Origin of the sequence: Nocardia sp. NRRL S-836 (assembly GCF_001279525.1) — a bacterium.
Taxonomy (GTDB): Bacteria; Actinomycetota; Actinomycetes; order Mycobacteriales; family Pseudonocardiaceae; genus Lentzea.
Genome location: NZ_LGDY01000069.1, coordinates 184,740 through 201,220 on the forward strand (window position 1 = coordinate 184,740; position 16,481 = coordinate 201,220).

General features: G+C 71.8%; 17 protein-coding genes and 1 pseudogene. 9 read left to right on the plus strand and 9 right to left on the minus strand.

The window, feature by feature from the left end:
* Positions 1-13 precede the first annotated feature (13 nt).
* Genes ADL03_RS08650 through ADL03_RS08665 form a run of 4 tightly spaced genes read left to right on the plus strand, consistent with a single transcriptional unit; the run spans position 14 to position 3,712 of the window.
* Positions 14-799, plus strand: a complete 786-nt coding sequence (locus ADL03_RS08650) for an enoyl-CoA hydratase (protein WP_231641678.1) — start codon at positions 14-16, stop codon at positions 797-799.
* Positions 799-1,890 (plus strand): acyl-CoA dehydrogenase family protein, encoded by a 1,092-nt coding sequence (locus tag ADL03_RS08655; RefSeq protein ID WP_053732834.1) that lies wholly within the window; start codon positions 799-801, stop codon positions 1,888-1,890. Before ADL03_RS08650 ends, ADL03_RS08655 begins: the two co-directional genes overlap by 1 nt.
* Positions 1,887-2,708, plus strand: coding sequence for an acyl-CoA dehydrogenase family protein (locus tag ADL03_RS08660; protein WP_053732835.1), 822 nt, complete (start codon positions 1,887-1,889; stop codon positions 2,706-2,708). The genes ADL03_RS08655 and ADL03_RS08660 overlap by 4 nt, the downstream gene beginning before the upstream one ends.
* The gene (locus tag ADL03_RS08665; RefSeq protein WP_053732836.1) at positions 2,705-3,712 is read left to right on the plus strand and encodes an acyl-CoA dehydrogenase family protein; all 1,008 of its coding nucleotides are present in this window, start codon (positions 2,705-2,707) and stop codon (positions 3,710-3,712) included. Before ADL03_RS08660 ends, ADL03_RS08665 begins: the two co-directional genes overlap by 4 nt.
* Here the strand turns inward: ADL03_RS08665 and ADL03_RS08670 are convergent.
* On the minus strand, positions 3,669-4,073 hold the full coding sequence (locus ADL03_RS08670; RefSeq protein WP_231641662.1) for a helix-turn-helix domain-containing protein: 405 nt from the start codon (positions 4,071-4,073) through the stop codon (positions 3,669-3,671). The two genes, ADL03_RS08665 and ADL03_RS08670, sit on opposite strands and share 44 nt — an antisense overlap.
* 42 nt (positions 4,074-4,115) lie before the next feature.
* Here ADL03_RS08670 and ADL03_RS08675 point away from each other — a divergent pair, with 42 nt between their 5' ends.
* Entirely contained in the window at positions 4,116-4,922 is an 807-nt protein-coding gene (locus tag ADL03_RS08675) for a class I SAM-dependent methyltransferase (RefSeq protein ID WP_053732837.1), read from the plus strand.
* Here ADL03_RS08675 and hsaB read toward each other — a convergent pair.
* From hsaB to ADL03_RS08715, 8 genes and pseudogenes are all read right to left on the minus strand, one after another.
* Entirely contained in the window at positions 4,908-5,426 is a 519-nt protein-coding gene (gene hsaB / locus ADL03_RS08680; protein ID WP_082372985.1) for a 3-hydroxy-9,10-secoandrosta-1,3,5(10)-triene-9,17-dione monooxygenase reductase subunit, read from the minus strand. The genes ADL03_RS08675 and hsaB overlap by 15 nt on opposite strands.
* 29 nt (positions 5,427-5,455) lie before the next feature.
* Complete coding sequence (gene hsaC, locus ADL03_RS08685; RefSeq protein WP_053732839.1) at positions 5,456-6,358, minus strand: iron-dependent extradiol dioxygenase HsaC; 903 nt, start codon at positions 6,356-6,358, stop codon at positions 5,456-5,458.
* Positions 6,359-6,376: 18 nt separating this feature from the next.
* Positions 6,377-7,177: pseudogene (gene hsaD / locus ADL03_RS08690) on the minus strand (4,5:9,10-diseco-3-hydroxy-5,9,17-trioxoandrosta-1(10),2-diene-4-oate hydrolase); the annotation flags it as partial.
* A gap of 13 nt (positions 7,178-7,190) precedes the next feature.
* Positions 7,191-8,357 carry a 3-hydroxy-9,10-secoandrosta-1,3,5(10)-triene-9,17-dione monooxygenase oxygenase subunit gene (hsaA, locus tag ADL03_RS08695; protein WP_053732841.1) on the minus strand — a complete coding sequence of 389 codons (1,167 nt, stop codon included), beginning with the start codon at positions 8,355-8,357 and terminating at the stop codon, positions 7,191-7,193.
* Positions 8,354-9,373, minus strand: coding sequence for a 4-hydroxy-2-oxovalerate aldolase (gene dmpG / locus ADL03_RS08700; RefSeq protein WP_053732842.1), 1,020 nt, complete (start codon positions 9,371-9,373; stop codon positions 8,354-8,356). The genes hsaA and dmpG overlap by 4 nt, the downstream gene beginning before the upstream one ends.
* On the minus strand, positions 9,330-10,217 hold the full coding sequence (locus tag ADL03_RS48265) for an acetaldehyde dehydrogenase (acetylating) (protein WP_053732843.1): 888 nt from the start codon (positions 10,215-10,217) through the stop codon (positions 9,330-9,332). The genes dmpG and ADL03_RS48265 overlap by 44 nt, the downstream gene beginning before the upstream one ends.
* A gap of 9 nt (positions 10,218-10,226) precedes the next feature.
* Entirely contained in the window at positions 10,227-10,997 is a 771-nt protein-coding gene (locus ADL03_RS48270) for a 2-keto-4-pentenoate hydratase (RefSeq protein WP_369808953.1), read from the minus strand.
* Positions 10,991-12,469 (minus strand): FAD-binding protein, encoded by a 1,479-nt coding sequence (locus ADL03_RS08715; protein ID WP_053732844.1) that lies wholly within the window; start codon positions 12,467-12,469, stop codon positions 10,991-10,993. Before ADL03_RS08715 ends, ADL03_RS48270 begins: the two co-directional genes overlap by 7 nt.
* A 102-nt stretch (positions 12,470-12,571) precedes the next feature.
* Between ADL03_RS08715 and ADL03_RS08720 the strand changes: the two genes are divergently transcribed.
* From ADL03_RS08720 to ADL03_RS08735, 4 genes are read left to right on the plus strand one after another with little or no spacing between them, the layout of a single operon-like run.
* On the plus strand, positions 12,572-14,164 hold the full coding sequence (locus tag ADL03_RS08720; RefSeq protein ID WP_369808954.1) for an FAD-dependent oxidoreductase: 1,593 nt from the start codon (positions 12,572-12,574) through the stop codon (positions 14,162-14,164).
* The gene (locus tag ADL03_RS08725; RefSeq protein ID WP_053732846.1) at positions 14,161-15,291 is read left to right on the plus strand and encodes a Rieske 2Fe-2S domain-containing protein; all 1,131 of its coding nucleotides are present in this window, start codon (positions 14,161-14,163) and stop codon (positions 15,289-15,291) included. The genes ADL03_RS08720 and ADL03_RS08725 overlap by 4 nt, the downstream gene beginning before the upstream one ends.
* Positions 15,288-15,524: a hypothetical protein gene (locus ADL03_RS08730; RefSeq protein ID WP_053732847.1), complete on the plus strand. Its 237-nt coding sequence runs from the start codon at positions 15,288-15,290 to the stop codon at positions 15,522-15,524. Before ADL03_RS08725 ends, ADL03_RS08730 begins: the two co-directional genes overlap by 4 nt.
* Positions 15,517-16,479 carry a ferredoxin--NADP reductase gene (locus ADL03_RS08735; protein ID WP_053732848.1) on the plus strand — a complete coding sequence of 321 codons (963 nt, stop codon included), beginning with the start codon at positions 15,517-15,519 and terminating at the stop codon, positions 16,477-16,479. The genes ADL03_RS08730 and ADL03_RS08735 overlap by 8 nt, the downstream gene beginning before the upstream one ends.
* Positions 16,480-16,481 lie beyond the last annotated feature (2 nt).

Consider the following 16,481-nt stretch of genomic DNA (forward strand, 5'->3'; position numbering starts at 1 on the left):
CGCCGTCGTGACCATGAACCGCCCCGAGTACCGCAACGCGCAGAACTCGGCGATGACCTACGCGCTGGACGAGGCGTTCTCGCGCGCGGTGGACGACGCGGAGGTGTCCGTGATCGTGCTGGCGGGTGCCGGCGACCACTTCTCGGCCGGCCACGACATCGGCTCGCCCGGCCGGGACGTGGACCAGTCGTTCGAACGGCGCGCGGTGCTGTGGTGGGACCACGTCGGCCGGACCGGCGGCGACCTGCGGTACGCCCGCGAGATGGAGGTCTACCTCGGCATGTGCCGGCGCTGGCGGGAGATCCCCAAGCCCATGATCGCGATGGTGCAGGGCGCGTGCGTCGCGGGCGGGCTGATGCTCGCGTGGGTGTGCGACCTGGTCGTGGCCGCCGAGGACGCGTTCTTCGCCGATCCGGTGGTGCGCATGGGGATTCCCGGTGTCGAGTACTTCGCGCACCCGTGGGTGCTGGGACCGCGGGCGGCGAAGGAGGTGCTGTTCACCGGTGACCGGTTCTCGGCCGCGCGCGCGTACGAGTGGGGCATGGTGTCGCGGGTCGTACCGCGTGCGGAGCTGGAGGAGGAGACCTTCCGGCTGGCCGGGCGGATCTCGGCGATGCCGCAGTTCGGGCTGGCGCTCGCGAAGCGGGCGGTGAACCAGTCGGAGGACCTGATGGGCCTGCGGGCCGGGATGGACTCGGTGTTCGGGCTGCACCACTTCGCCCACGCGCACAACGCCGAGGTCGGCGCGGACGCGCTGGCGGGCATGGACGCGCGGGCGATGAAGGAGGCGTCCGGCTGATGGACCTCTCGCTGGACGACGGGACGCTGGAGTTCCAGGCGTTCGTCCGGTCGTGGCTGCGGTCGCACGTCCGGCCGCTGTCCTCAATGGACACCGCCGCCGGGTTCGAGGAGCACCGCGAGTGGGAACGGGAGCTGGCCGCGGAACGGCTGTCTGTGGTGTCGTGGCCCGCGGAGTTCGGCGGGCGCGAGGCGTCGCTGCTGCAGTGGCTGGTGTTCGAGGAGGAGTACCACGCCGCGGGCGCGCCGGGCCGGGTGTCGCAGAACGGGATCTTCCTGCTGGCGCCGACGTTGTTCGCCTTCGGCACCGACGAGCAGCGCAAACGCCTCCTGCCGGCGATGGCGCGGGCCGACGAGGTGTGGGCGCAGGCGTGGTCGGAGCCCGAGTCCGGCAGCGACCTGGCCTCGTTGCGCAGCACGGCGGTCCGGTGTGACGGCGGCTGGCTGCTGCGCGGGCAGAAGACGTGGAGCTCACGGGCGGCGTTCGCGGACCGGGCGTTCGGCCTGTTCCGCACCGGGCCGGAGGGACGCCACCGCGGGCTGACGTACCTGATGTTCTCGCTGCGGGCGCCCGGTGTGACGGTCCGGCCGATCCGCCAGCTCGGCGGCGAGCCGGGTTTCGCCGAGGTCTTCCTGGACGACGTGTTCGTGCCGGACGCGGACGTGCTGGGCGAGGCCGGTGACGGGTGGCGGGTCGCGATGAGCACGGCGAGCAGCGAACGCGGGCTGACGTTGCGCAGCCCCGGCCGGTTCGTCGCGGCCGCGGCCCGGCTGGTGGAGCTGTACCGGGCACGACCCGATCCGGCGGTGCGGGACCGGGTGGTGGACGCGTGGATCGGGGCGCAGGCCTACCGGCTGCACACGTTCGGCGCGTTGGAGCGGCCGCCGTCGGGACCGGAGGTGAGCGTGACGAAGGTGTTCTGGTCGGAGCTGGACGTCGCGATCCACGAGACGGCGCTGGACCTGCTCGGCGAGGTGGCGCCGGACTGGCGGGACGGGTGGGTGTTCTCGCTGGCGGGCCCGATCTACGCGGGGACCAACGAGATCCAGCGCAACGTGATCGCCGAGCGGATCCTGGGGCTGCCGCGATGAGGTTCGCGCTCTCGGCCGAGCAGGCCGACCTCGGGGCGGTGCTGTGCTCGTTCCTGGCGGAGGGACGGCGGGACCTGGCGGTGCTCGGGGTCGAGGAGGTCACGGACCCGGTCGACCTCGTGGTGCTGTTCGAGGAGCTGGGACACCACGCGGTGGGCGGGCCGCTGGTGGAGCGGTACGCGGTGCTGCCGGTGCTGCTCGGGGCGGACCTGGCCGGTCAGGGCACCGCGTCCGTGGCGTTCCCACCGCACGTGCCCCACGCCGTCGAGGCGGACCGCTACTACCTCGTGGAGGGAACCACCCTGAGCGAGGCCCGGCCCGCCGCCACGCTGCCGTCCGTCGACCCGGCGCGGACGCTGGTCGAGCTGGTCCGCGGCCCGGTGATCGCCACGGGCGTCGACGCGGCCCGTGCGTTCGACCTCGGCGTCCTCGCGTGTTCGGCGCAGCTGCTCGGCCTCGGCCGCGCGATGCTCGACCTGGCCACCGGCCACGCCAAGGCGCGCGCCCAGTTCGGCCGGCCGATCGGCTCGTTCCAGGCGGTCAAGCACCACCTCGCGAACGTCCTCATCGGCCTGGAGCTCGCCCGGCCGCTGGTGTTCGGCGCCGCCGTCACCATGAAGCCGCGGGACGTGTCGGCCGCCAAGGTCGCGACCGCCGAGGCGGCGTGGCGGGCGGCGCGGACGGCGTTGCAGGTGCACGGCGCGATCGGCTACACCGCCGAGTACGCGCTGAGCCGGTTCCTCACGCGGGCCCGTGCCCTGCGGGGTGCGTGGGGCAGCCTTTCGTTCCACCGGACGCGTGTGCTGGAGGCGTTGTGACACCGGAACAGCTCGCGTTGCGGGACTCCGTGCGCGCGTTGCTGGCCAAGCACTCCGACGTGCGGGCCGCCATCGAGGAACCGGGCGGGTACGACCCGGCGCTGTGGGCGAAGCTGTGCGGGGAGGTCGGGGTCGCGGGGCTCGCGATCCCGCAGGAGTACGGCGGGCTCGGCGCCGGGCTCGCGGAGACGCACGTGGTGCTGGCCGAGCTCGGGCGCACGCTCACCCCGGCACCGCTGCTGTCGTCGACGCTGGCGGCGCAGGCGCTGCTGGCCACGGGCAACGGCAAGGCGTGCGCGAGGTTGCTGCCGCGCATCGCCGACGGGGTGGTCGCCGCGCTCGCCTGGCCGTGGGACCAGCCGGACACCGGGCACGACACCTCCGGCGACGGCGTGATCCGGTACGTGCTCGACGGCGACCTGGCCGAGGTCCTGCTCGTCGTCCACGGCGGGTCCCTGTACGAGGTCGACCCGCACCACCCCGGCGTCACCCGCGAGCACACCCCCACGATGGACCTGACCCGCCACCTCGCCGAGGTCCGCCTCACCGGTGTCCAGGCCACCCGGCTGGGCCCGTGGGACCCGCGCGTCCGCGACATCGCGTGCGCGGCGTTGAGCGCGGAACAGGTCGGAGCAGCGCAACGAGCGCTCGAACTCACCGTCGAGCACACCAAGACCCGGGTGCAGTTCGGCCGGCCGATCGGGTCGTTCCAGGCGCTCAAGCACCGGATGGCCGACCTGCACGCCCTCGTGGAGACCGCCAGGTCGGCGTCCGAGGCCGCCACCGACGAGGTCTCGGCGGCGGTGGCGAAGGTCTACTGCTCGGAGGCGTTCCAGCGGGTCGCCGCCGAGATGATCCAGCTGCACGGCGGCATCGCGATCACCTGGGAGCACGACGCGCACCTGTACTTCAAGCGGGCGCACGGCAGCGCGCAGCTGTTCGGCAGCCCGCAGCAGCACGTCACGCGTCTGAGCCGGCTTCGCGCAGCATCCGCTGGAACGTAGGGCACTCCAGGTGGCTGGGGGCCGGGCAGACGGCGGCGTGCCGCAGCTGGTCGCGCATCACCGTCATCCGCCGCACCATCGCGTCGAGCTCGTCGGCCTTGGCCGCGAGCATCGAACGGTCCAGGTTCGCGACGTCACGCGAGAGCATCTGGGTGATCTCGTCCAGCGAGAAGCCGACGTTGCGGCAGATGGCGATCAACGCGAGCTGGCTCAGCACGGCCGGGGCGAACACCCGCGCGAGGCCTCGGCGGCCCACGGACGTGATCAGGCCGCGTTCCTCGTAGTAGCGCAGGGTCGACGCCGGCACGCCGGAACGGCGCACCACCTCGCCGATCGGGATGCCGATGGGGTTCTCGTCCACGACACTTGACCTCAAGCCGACTTGAAGTAGGACGGTAGGAGCATGACAGAGGGCAACGCCGAGCAGGCGGCACTGTGGAACACGTCGGGGCAGGGCTGGGCGCGGGTGCAGGACATCGTGGGCCAGGTCATGCGGCCGTTCGAGGAGCTGCTCGTGCGCAAGGCGGCGGAGAAGCCGCGCAGGAGGGTGCTCGACGTCGGCTGCGGGACCGGCGGCGTCACCAGGGCCGTCGCCGCCGCGACCGGAGCCGAGTGCGTCGGGGTCGACATCGCCGAGTCGATGATCGCCGCGGCACGGGAGCACGACAGGGCGGTGTTCGTGCTGGCCGACGCGCAGACGCACACCTTCGAGGAGCGGTTCGACCTGGTCGTCTCGCGGTTCGGGGTGATGTTCTTCGCCGACTCGCGGGCCGCGTTCACCAACATCCGCCGGGCCGCCGAGCCGGGCGCCGACCTGTGCTTCGTCACGTGGCGCGCGCCCGAGGAGAACCCGTTCATGCAGACCGCCGAACGTGTGGCCACCGAACTCATCCCCGACCTGCCCGCACGCGACCCGGACGGGCCGGGGCCGTTCCGGTTCGCCGATCCCGACCACGTGCGCGCGGCCCTGGACGGCTGGGCCGACGTCGAGGTCACGCCGATCGACCGGACCGCCCGGCTGCCGGAGGAGGCGCTGGTCCCGTACCTGAGCAACATGGGCCCGGTCAGCCGCGCCCTGCGGCAGGCGCCGGAGGACGAGCGCGACCGGCTCGTCGGCCGGGTCCGCCACGCGTTCGACGGGTTCGTGCACGGCGGCGAGGTCAGCTTCCCGACCGCGACCTGGCTGGTCACCGCGTCAGCTCCACTCTGACTGGCGCTGCCAGGTCAGCAGGGTGTCCAGCACCTCGCCGGACCGGCCGCGCGGGTCGAGGTCGGCCTGCGCGGCGTACCGGCCGCGGTAGAACAGCAACGGTCGTGCCTCGCGCACCGGTCCGAGCGCGTCGACGGCACCGATCACGACGAAGTGGTCGCCGGCCTCGTGCACCGCGGTGACCCGGCAGTCGACCCACGTGAGCGCCCCGTCGAGCACCGCGGCACCGGTGCCCGACGGGGACCACGAGACGCCGGCGAACTTGTCCGCCCCTGCCCGGCCGAACACCGCCGACAGCTCCCGCTGGTCCTCGGCGAGCACGTTCACGCAGAACGCGCCGGACGAGGACATCGCCGCCCAGCTGCCCGAGGTCCGCTGTGGACAGAACAGCACGAGCGGCGGGTCCAGTGACAACGCCGCGAACGACTGGCAGGCGAACCCCACCGGCCCCGCCGCGGACATGCCGGTCACCACGGTCACGCCGGTGCAGAAGTGCCCCAGCACCGAGCGGAACCGTGTTGAACCCTTCTCGGTTACTTCTGGTGCCCCACGCTGAAGTCGTGTCCCCACAGGCTCACCGCCGTGCTCTCGCGTGCGATCCAGTCCTCATCGGACACCTGCCGTCCCTCGCAGCCGAACTCGACATCGAACCCGCCGGGCGTCTTCAGGTAGAACGACAACATCAGGTCGTTGACGTGCCTGCCCAGGGTCGCCGACATGGGCACCTTGCGCCGCAGCGCCCGGTCCAGCGTCAGGCCCACGTCGTCGGTGTTCTCGACCTCGATCATCAGGTGCACGATGCCGGACGGGGTCGGCATCGGCAGGAACGCGAGGCTGTGGTGGCGCGGGTTGCAGCCGAAGAACCGCAGCCACGCCGGTGGCCCGTCGGCCGGCCGCCCGACGAACTGCGGGGGCAGCCGCATCGAGTCGCGCAGCCGGAACCCGAGCACGTCGCGGTAGAAGTGCAACGCGGCCTCGTCGTCCGAGGTGGACAGCACGACGTGCCCGAGACCCTGCTCCTCGGTCACGAACCGGTGCCCGTACGGCGACACCACCCGCCGGTGCTCCAGCGCCGCGCCGTGGAACACCTCCAGGGTGTTGCCGGACGGGTCGGCGAACGTGATCAGCCCCGTCACCCGCCGCTCGGCCAGCACCTCCGCCGACGCCTCGGCGACCGCGACACCGGCGGACGCCAGCCGCTTCGCGACCTCGTCCAGCTCGGCCTCGGTCGCGACCTCCCAGCCGGAGGCGAGCAGCCGGTCCGACTCGCCGGGCACGATCACCAGCCGCGCCGGGAAGTCGTCCATCCGGAAGTACAGCGCGCCCTCGGTGGACCCCTTGCCCTCCACCAGCCCGAGCACCTTCAGCCCGAACTCACGCCACCGGCCGATGTCGGTGGCCTCGATCCGCAGGTAGCCCAGCGATCGGATGCCCATCAGTCCTCCGTGAGGAAGTCAGCCGAGTAGAAAATCAACGGCGAGCCGGTTGAACTCGTCGAACTTCTCCAGCTGCGCCCAGTGCCCGCACCCGCCGAACACGTGCAGCTGCGCGCGTTGGATCAGCTTCAACGCCACCAGCGCGCCGTCGAGCGGGTTCACCCGGTCCTCCCGGCCCCACACCAGCAGCACCCGCTGACGCAGCCGGTAGGCCTCCCGCCAGAGCATCCCCTGCTCGAAGTCCGGTCCGGAGAACGACCGGCCCAGCGCGACCATGGCCGCCAGCGACTCCGGCCGCGACGCCGCCGCGAACCGTTCGTCGACCAGCTCGTCGGTGACCAGCGACTGGTCGAACACCATGATCCGCAGGAACTCCTCGATCTTCTCCCGCGACGGTTCCCGTGCGAAGGCGCTGAGCTTGCGCACGCCCTCGGTCGGATCGGGCGCGAAGACGTTCAGCGACAACCCGCCCGGCCCCATCAGCACCAGCCGCCCGGCGCGTTTCGGGTTGTCCAACGCGAACCGCACCGCCGTGCCACCGCCGAGCGAGTTGCCCAGCACGTGCGCCTTCTCCACTCCCAGCGAGTCGAGCAGGTCACGCAGGGCCTCGGCCGCGTAGGTGAAGTACTGGCCGTGCTCGGTGGGCTTCTCGGACTCGCCGAACCCCGGCTGGTCCACCGCCAGCACCCGGAACGACTTCGCGAACACCGGGATGTTGCGGCCGAAGTTGCTCAGCGCCGACGCGCCCGGCCCGCCGCCGTGCAGCAGCACCAGCGTCTCGGCGTGACCGGCGCCGGCCTCGTGGTAGTTCAACCGGACCATGGCTCCCCCTTCAGAACAGGCCGTCGCGGACCGGGATGCCGAGCTCGCCCTTGCCGTACATCACCAGCGAGCGCTCCGGGTCGTTGGCCGCGTGCACCCGCGCAGCGTGCGCGTCACGCCAGAACCGCGGCAGCGGCAGGTTCGCGTTGATCGCCTTGCCACCGGCGCTCTCGAAGAGCCGGTCGATCGCGGTGAGCGCCCGCGCGCTGCCGAGCACCTGGTCGCGCCGGGCCCGCAGGCGCAGCTCGACCGGGATCTTCGTCTTGGCGGCCGCGTGCTCCCACTCCTCGTTCAGGTCGTGCTCCAGCTGCCACCACGCGGTGTCGATGTCGTTGGCGGCCATGGCGATCCGCACCTGCGCGAACGGGTCGTCGACCGACCTCTCGCCCAGGTAGGCCGCGCGCACCCGCTCACGGGTGGCCCCGACGTGCAGGTCGTAGGCGCCGACCGCCATGCCGATCATCGGCGCGGTGATCGCGAACGGGTGGATCGACCCGTACGGCATCCGGAACAACGGCCCGGGGTTGACCTCCTGGCCGGGGCACACGCACCGGGCCGTGTGGGCCATGCTCAACGTCCGGTGCTCCGGCACGAACGCGTCCTCGACCACGATGTCGTTGCTGCCGGTGCCGCGCAGGCCGACCGTGTCCCACACGTCGTCGATGCGGTAGTCGGCGATCGGCAGCAGGAACGTGCGGAAGTCGACCGGCTTGCCCTCGTCGTTCATCACGAGCCCGCCGAGCAGCACCCACGTCGCGTGGTCGCAGCCGGAGGAGAAGCTCCACCGGCCGGTGAACCGGAACCCGCCCTCGACCGGTGTCGCCCGGCCGACCGGCGCGTAGGAGGAGGAGATCCGGGTGTCCTGGTCCTCGCCGAACACCTCGTCCTGCGCCCGCACGTCGAACAGCCCCACGTGCCACGGGTGCACGCCCAGCACCGACGCGACCCAGCCGGTCGACCCGCACGCGCTCGCGATCAGCTTCACCGCCGTGTAGAACGCGACCGGGTGCGTCTCCAACCCGCCGTAGCGCACCGGCTGCAGCATCCGGAAGAAACCGGTCTCCTGCAACGCCTTCACCGACTCCGGCGGCACCCGGCGCAGCTCCTCCGCCTCCGCCGCGCGGTCGCGCAGCACCGGCAGCAGCTCCCGCACCTTGCCGAGGACTTCCTCGCTCATCGGACCCTCTCCCTGCTCAGCTCCAGTGCGATGTCGATCAGCTGGTCCTCCTGCCCGCCGACGAGCTTGCGCCGGCCCGCTCGCACGAGCAGCTCGGCGCCGGACACGCCGTAGCGCTCGGCCTGCGTGTAGGCGTGCTTGAGGAAGCTGGAGTAGACGCCCGCGTAGCCCATCATCAGCGCCATCCGGTCGAGCAGGCACTCCTGCGGCATCACCGGCCGCACGACGTCCTCGGCCGCGTCGACGATCTTGAAGAAGTCGACGCCGGTGGAGAAGCCGAGCTTGTCGCACACGCCGACGAACGCCTCCAGCGGCGTGTTCCCCGCCCCCGCGCCGAAACCGCGCACGCTGCCGTCGATCTGCACGGCGCCCGCACGTGCCGCGGCGACGGAGTTCGCGACGCTCAGCCCGAGGTTCTCGTGGCCGTGGAACCCGACCTGCGCGTCGTCACCCAGCTCGGCGACCAGCGCGGCCACCCGGTCGGACACCTGTTCCAGCACCAGGGCACCGGCCGAGTCCACCACGTACACGCACTGGCACCCGGCGTCGGCCATGATCCGCGCCTGCCTCGCCAGCGCCTCCGGCGGCTGCGAGTGCGCCATCATCAGGAACCCCACGGTCTCCAGCCCGAGCTCACGGGCGAGCCCGAAGTGCTGCACGGAGATGTCGGCCTCGGTGCAGTGCGTGGCGATCCGCACGATCGACGCGCCGTTGTCCCGTGAGACGCGGATGTCGTCCTTCACCCCGACACCGGGCAGCATCAGCACGGCGATCCTGGCCCGCTGTGCCGTGGCCACCGCGGTCTTGACCAGCTCCTGCTCCGGGGTGTGGCTGAAGCCGTAGGTGAACGACGACCCGCCCAGCCCGTCGCCGTGGGTGACCTCGATGACCGGCACCCCGGCGGCGTCGAGCGCGCCGACGATCGAGCGCACGTCGTCCACGGTGAACTGGTGCCGCTTGTGGTGCGAGCCGTCACGCAGAGACGTGTCGGTCAGTCGCAGAACCGGACGCTGCACGGGCGATCTCCTCCCCCACCTTGGTCGCGGCGGCCGTCATGATGTCGAGGTTCCCGGCGTACTCCGGCAGGAAGTCGCCGGCGCCCGCGATCTCCACGAAGATCGCCACCCGGCCCTGGTCGTACTGCGGCTCGCGCAGCAGCCGGAAGCCGGGCACGTAGGAGCGGATGTCCGTTTCCATGCGGGCGATCGAGTCGGTGATCGGGTCCGGGTCGGCGTCCGCGGGGATCGCGCAGAAGATGGTGTCGCGCATGATCATCGGCGGGTCGGCCGGGTTCAGCACGATGATCGCCTTGCCGCGACCGGCTCCCCCGATGGCCTCGATGCCGCGGCTGGTCGTGCGGGTGAACTCGTCGATGTTCGCCCGCGTGCCCGGTCCCGCCGACACCGACGCGACGCTGGCGACGATCTCGGCGTACTCGACGGGGACGACGCGCGACACGGCGTGCACCACCGGGATCGTGGCCTGCCCGCCGCACGTGATCAGGTTGACGTTCGGCGCGTCGAGGTGCTCGCCGAGGTTCACCGGCGGCACCACGTACGGCCCGATCGCCGCGGGTGTCAGGTCGACCGCGCGGATGCCCGCCTCGGCGTACCGGGGCGCGTTGGCCTCGTGCACCGCCGCCGACGTCGCCTCGAACACGACGTCGGGCAGCTCGTCCTGGCGCAGCAACCAGTCCACGCCGTCGACCGTGGTCTCCAGACCCGCCTCGCGCGCCCGGCGCAGGCCCTCGCTGGCCGGGTCGACGCCCACCATCCAGCGCGGGTCGAGCACCGGCGAGCGCAGGAGCTTGTAGAGCAGGTCGGTGCCGATGTTGCCGGACCCGACGATGGCCGCCTTCACCCGTTCACCTCACTCGAACTTCAGGTCGACAGAACCGAGTCCGGTGAACTCGGCGCGGAACTCGTCCCCCGGCCGTGCGTCGAACGCCCTCGTGCAGGAGCCGGGCAGCACGATGTCGCCCGCCAGCAGGCGCACCCCGAACGTGGCCACCTTCCGCGCGAGCCACGCGACCGCGATCGCCGGGTCACCCAGCACGGCGTCACCACGCCCGGTCGCGACGACCTCACCGTTGCGGCTCAACGACGCCTCGACGGCGCGGGCGTCCACATCGGACGGCCGCACCCGTTCCGGGCCGAGGACGAACGCGGCGGAGGACGCGTTGTCGGCGATGGTGTCCGGCAGCGTGATCCGCCAGTCGGCGATGCGGCTGTCGATCAGCTCGATCGCGGGTGCCACGAACTCGGTGGCGGCCAGCACGTCCTCGACGGTGCAGCCCTCACCGGGCAGGTCCTGGCCGAGCAGGAACGCGATCTCCACCTCGACCCGCGGGTAGAGGTAGGCGGAGGCGTCCGCGGTGCCGTGCAGCTGCATGTCGTCGAGCAGGTGGCCGTAGTCGGGCTCGTCCACGCCCATCATCTGCTGCATCGCCAACGACGACAGGCCGACCTTGTGGCCGATGACGTCGCGGTTGCGGTGCCGCACGTTGAGCAGCTGGATCTCGTAGGCGTCGACCACGTCGATGTCCGGGTACAGCTCGGCCAGCGGCCTGATCGGCACGCGGTCGCGTTCGGCGGTGCGCAGCAACCGTGCGGCCGCCGCTCTCTTCTCCATCGTCAGCACCGGGCCTCCTTCGCGACGTGGTGGCCGGCACGGCGGCCGGAGAAGACGCAGTCGGCGAGCGCGAGTCCGCTGACGTAGGACTCCGAGCACACCCCGACCGCCGACCGCCCCGCCGCGTACAGGCCTTGAACCCCCTGCACCGCACCGGTTTCCTCGTCCACCACCAGGCCGCCGAGGGTGAGCATGGGGCACGGGTAGCCGAAGCCGTGCCAGAAGGAGTCGAACCGCACGGAGATGTTGATCAACGAGTAGGGCGGCCGGCCGAACGGCTCCACCCGGGGCGCTCTGATGCCGGCCTTCGCGGCCACGGCCTCCAGCGTCGGTGCGGTGACGAGCCCTCGCGACAGCAGGTAGCGGGCCTGGAAGCGCTGGAACGCCGCCGTTTGCGTGCCGACCTGGGCCTTCGCGACGGTGAGCGTGTCGTCGTCGATGAGCAGCCACGCCTTGCCGTCGCGTCGGACGATCTCGTCGCCGATGGCCGCGCCGTACCGGGTCGCGTCACCGAACGGCTCCCCGTCGAGGTCGACCAGGATCCCGCGCTGCAACGCGCTGGGCGGCGTGACGAACCGCCACACCGAGATCTTGTCCAGCCGGTCGGTCGTGCCACCGGCGGCGGTGCCGAGCCGGATGCCGCTGCCGTCGTCGCCGGGTGTGCCGAGCGGGAGGCCACCGCGGTGTGCCGGGGCGTGCCGGCGCACCATCTCCCGGTTCGCGATGAACCCGCCGGCCGCGATGACCACGCCGCGCCGGGCGTGCACGGTGAGCGAGCGGCCGAAGCGGCGTTCCACGGCCGCCGCCACCCGGTGCAGCGCGCGCCCGAGCGGTGGCAGGTAGAGCCACGGCTTCGCTGCCGCCCTCGACAACGTCCGGTGCAGGGCTTTCGGTGCCCCGGTGAGCGTCCGGCAGCGCACCCCGGTCACCCGGTCGGCCGTGATGAGCTCGACGGCCCGCGTCTGGGTCATGACCCGCACGCCCGCGCGCCGGGTCGCCTCGGCCAGCCGGGCGAAGAACACATCCCCGGACGTGCCTTTCGCCCTGGTCCGGTGCCCGCGCGGGACCGGGTCGGGCCACGCGGTCTCGCTGCCCGAGTGGTAGAGGTAGTAGTCGTCGGTCGGGTACGAGGTCTTGAACGGGCACACGCGCGCGTCGAACGGCACGCCCTGGTCCTCCAGCCAGGCCAGCATCTTCGCGCTGTCCTGGCAGAACCGGCGCAGCGTCGCGTCCGACACCGCGTCGCGGACCTCGTGCCCGAGGTAGGCGTGCATCGCCTCCGGCGTGTCGGCGACACCGGCCTCGACCTGCTGCCGCGTGCCGCCACCGGCGTAGACGACCCCGCCGGACAACGCCGTCGCACCACCACCGTGGAACCGGTCCAGGACCACCACGGACGCGCCGGTCGCCGCGGCCTCGACCGCGGCGCACGCGCCGGCGGCACCGAAGCCGATGACGACCACGTCAGCGGTGACCTCCACGCAACCCTCCCGGAACACGTTCTCGGTGAGTGGAACCGCCTGGAACTCCTACACCATAGCGCCAAACCGCCTCAGAACTATAACCTGTTCTAGTCTGAGGTCCTGGAGGTGCGGATGTACGACGTGATCGTCGTCGGCAGCGGCGCGGCGGGCATGACCGCCGCACTGTGCACGGCCCAGCACGGGCTGCGCACCCTGGTCGTCGAGAAGGCGGCGCACTTCGGCGGCTCGACCGCCCGGTCCGGCGGCGGCGTCTGGGTGCCGAACAACCCGGTCCTCGCCGCGGCGGGGGTTCAGGACACGCCGGAGGACGCCGCCACCTACCTCGCGCACATCGCCGGTGACGTGCCGGCCGAGCTGCGGGAGGCGTTCCTCGACGCGGGGCCCGCGATGCTCGCGTTCGTGTGCGCCCGCACGCCGTTGCGGTTCCGCTGGGTGCGCGGCTACCCCGACTACTACCCCGAGGCGCCCGGCGGGCGGCCGCACGGGCGTTCGGTCGAGCCCGTGCCGATGAAGGCCGACGTCCTCGGCGACGAGTTGCAGCACCTCGAACCGCCGTACGTGCCGACACCGGCCGGGATCGTGATCACCCAGGTCGACTACCGGTGGCTCACGCTCGCCGCGCGGCACCCGCGCGGGGTGCTGACCGCGGCCAAGCTGTTCGCGCAGCGGTTCCGGCCGGGGCGGCGGCTCGCGATGGGCCAGGCGCTCGCGGCCGGGCTGCGCGCGGGACTGACGGCGTCCGGCGTCGAGGTCAGGCTGAACACGGCGGTCACCGACCTGCACGTCGAGAACGGCAGGGTCGCCGGTGTCCGGGTCGGCGAGGAGTTGCTGCGGGCGCGCGACGTCGTGCTGGCCTCCGGCGGGTTCGAGCACAACGAACGGCTGCGCAAGCAGCACCAGGACGTCGGTGCGGAGTGGACGGTCGGCGCGCGGGCGAACACCGGTGACGGCATCGAGGCCGGTGTGCGCGCGGGCGCCGCGGTGGGCCTGCTGGACGACGCGTGGTGGGGCCCGACCGTCCCGTTGCCGCGCGGCCCGTTCTTCCTGCTCGCCGAACGCGCGCTGCCCGGCTGCGTGCTGGTCGACGGGTCCGGGCGGCGGTTCGTGAACGAGGCGGCGCCCTACATCGACGTGGTCAAGGCGATGACCGAGCGGACCTGGCTCGTCTTCGACCAGACCTACCGCAACCGCTACCCGTTCGCGGGTTTCCCGCCCCGCCGCCCGCTGCCCCGGCGCTGGAACGAGGTCGTGCTGTCCGCACCCACCCTCGACGAGCTGGCCGCCAAGGCGGACCTGCCCGGCCTGGTGGAGACGGTCGCGCGGTTCAACACCTTCGCCGGCGCGGACCCCGACTTCCACCGCGGCGACAGCGCCTACGACCGCTACTACGGCGATCCGCGCGTCCGACCGAACCCCTGCCTCGCGCCACTGCTCAAGCCGCCGTTCCACGCGGCCAGGATCGTGCCGGGCGACCTGGGCACCAAGGGCGGCCTGCGCACCGACCGCGCGGCACGGGTGCTGCGCGAGAACGGTTCGGTGATCGACGGCCTGTACGCCGCGGGCAACGTGAGCGCGTTCGTGATGGGCCGCACCTACGCGGGCGCGGGCGCCACCCTCGGACCGGCGATGACCTTCGGATACCTGGCCGGACTCGACATCTCCAGCCACCACCACCGCGGAGGAACGTCATGACGCAGGACAGCGTGCGCTCCATCGACACCGGCGCGCCTCCCGCGCGGTTCGCGCGCGGCTGGCACTGCCTGGGCCTGGCCGACAGCTTCCGCGACGGGCAGCCGCACGCGGTCGAGGCGTTCGGCACGAAGCTCGTGGTGTTCCAGGGCGAGGACGGCACGCTCAACGTGCTCGACGCGTACTGCCGGCACATGGGCGGCGACCTGACGCAGGGCACGGTGAAGGGCGGCAACATCGCCTGCCCGTTCCACGACTGGCGCTGGGCGGGCAACGGCCGGTGCGTCGAGATCCCGTACGCCAAAAGGGTTCCGCTGCGGGCGCGCACCCGCTCGTGGACCACGCTGGAGGAGAACAAGCAGCTGTTCGTGTGGAACGACCCCCAAGGCAACCCGCCGCCGCCGCACGTCACGATCCCGCGCATCGAGCAGGCGTTCAGCGACGAGTGGAGCAACTGGACGTGGGACTCGGTCGTGATCGACAACGCGAACTGCCGCGAGATCATCGACAACGTCGTCGACATGGCGCACTTCTTCTACATCCACTTCGCGTTCCCGACGTACTTCAAGAACGTGCTGGAGGGCCACATCGCCTCGCAGTACCTCACCACGCGCGGGCGGCCGGACGTGGCGATGGCGTCGAACTACACCGGTGACGTCGAGGTGCGGTCGGAGGCCTCGTACCACGGGCCGTCGTACATGATCGACTACCTGTGGAACGACTACCGGGGCATCGAGATCGAGACGGTGCTGATCAACTGCCACTACCCGATCACGCCGAACTCGTTCAAGCTGCAGTGGGGCGCGATCGTGAAGAAGCTGCCGGGCGTCTCCGACGAGCACGCGGACAAGATCGCCCGCAAGTTCGCGCGCGGCATCGGCGCCGGTTTCCTGCAGGACGTGGAGATCTGGCAGAACAAGACGCGGATCGACAACCCGCTGCTGTGCGAGGAGGACGGGCCGGTCTACCAGCTGCGGCGCTGGTACGAGCAGTTCTACGTGGACGTCGAGGACGTCACCGACGACATGGTGCGGCGCTTCGAGTTCGAGGTCGACACGAGCCGGGCGGTCGAGGTGTGGGAGAGGGAGGTCGCCGAGAACCTCGCCCGCAAGCAGCCGACGAGCTCATGAACGAGCGCGACGAGTTCCTGTCCGGTGGCATGGCACCGGTGACGTGCGACTGCGGAAACCGGGTGCTGGTGAAGAAGAACAGCCCGCAGCACACCAGCGTGCAGTGGCTGGCCGACACCGGCGTCTGCCCGGAGCTGGGGCCGCGGGCACCACTCGTGCGGACGTGCCTGCGGTTGCGGGACGGCATCGAGAAGGCCGTGCGGGACGGGACGGTGGAGGTCGCCGATGGCTGAGGTGCACCGGGTGCGCGTCGAGGAGGTCGTCGAGGAGACCGCCGACGCGCGGTCGTTCGTGCTGTCGGGCGCCGACTTCCGGCCGCTGCCGGGGCAGTTCCTGACCGTGCGGGCGGGTGACGTGGCGCGCTGCTACTCCCTGTCCAGCGCGCCGGGTGAACCGTTGCGGATCACGGTCAAGCGCACGCCGGACGGGTACGGCTCGGTGTGGATGTGCTCGCAGGTGCGGGCCGGGACGGAGCTCGACGTGCTGGCGCCGGCCGGGGTGTTCACGCCGCGGTCGCTGGACTCGGCGTTGCTGGCGTTCGCGGCGGGCAGCGGGATCACGCCGGTGATGTCGATCATCCGCGCGGTGTTGTTCGGCGGGACCGGGTCGGTGCACCTGTTCTACGCCAACCGCGACGAAGCCTCGGTGATCTTCGCTCGGCAGCTGGACCGGTTGTCCCGCGACTTTCCCGGACGGCTGACGGTCGTGCACTGGCTGGAGTCGGTGCAGGGGCTGCCGCACGGGTTGCGCGCGTTCGTGCGGCCGTGCGACGAGGCGTTCGTGTGCGGCCCGGCGCCGTTCATGGAGGCGGCGCGCAAGGCGTTGCACGACGTTGCGGTGGTGCACGTCGAGAAGTTCGTGTCGTTGTCGAGTGACCCGTTCGCCGAGGTCGTGGCGGTGGCGGACGACCGGCCGGACGCGCGGGTCGAGGTGTCGCTGGATGGTGAGACGCACCGGTTCGCGTGGCCGGCCAGGACGAAGCTGCTGGACCTGTTGCTGGCCAACGGACTGGACGCGCCGTTCTCGTGCCGGGAGGGTGCGTGCAGCGCGTGCGCGTGCCGGCTGGTCGGCGGCGAGGTCAAGATGCTCAACAACGACGTGCTCGACCCCGAGGACATCGCCGACGGCATCGTGCTGGCGTGCCAGTCGGTTCCGGTCACCGACACGGTGAAGATCACCTACGAGTGAGG

Excerpts from the sequence above, each read along its gene's own strand:
- ADL03_RS08675 (WP_053732837.1), top strand. The coding sequence starts at position 4,116 with ATGACAGAGGGCAACGCCGAGCAGGCGGCACTGTGGAACACGTCGGGG.
- ADL03_RS08735 (WP_053732848.1), top strand. The coding sequence starts at position 15,517 with ATGGCTGAGGTGCACCGGGTGCGCGTCGAGGAGGTCGTCGAGGAGACC.
- ADL03_RS08725 (WP_053732846.1), top strand. The coding sequence starts at position 14,161 with ATGACGCAGGACAGCGTGCGCTCCATCGACACCGGCGCGCCTCCCGCG.
- hsaA (WP_053732841.1), bottom strand. The coding sequence starts at position 8,357 with ATGAGCGAGGAAGTCCTCGGCAAGGTGCGGGAGCTGCTGCCGGTGCTG.
- ADL03_RS08660 (WP_053732835.1), top strand. The coding sequence starts at position 1,887 with ATGAGGTTCGCGCTCTCGGCCGAGCAGGCCGACCTCGGGGCGGTGCTG.
- ADL03_RS08730 (WP_053732847.1), top strand. The coding sequence starts at position 15,288 with ATGAACGAGCGCGACGAGTTCCTGTCCGGTGGCATGGCACCGGTGACG.
- hsaC (WP_053732839.1), bottom strand. The coding sequence starts at position 6,358 with ATGGGCATCCGATCGCTGGGCTACCTGCGGATCGAGGCCACCGACATC.
- ADL03_RS08655 (WP_053732834.1), top strand. The coding sequence starts at position 799 with ATGGACCTCTCGCTGGACGACGGGACGCTGGAGTTCCAGGCGTTCGTC.
- ADL03_RS08650 (WP_231641678.1), top strand. The coding sequence starts at position 14 with ATGAACCGCCCCGAGTACCGCAACGCGCAGAACTCGGCGATGACCTAC.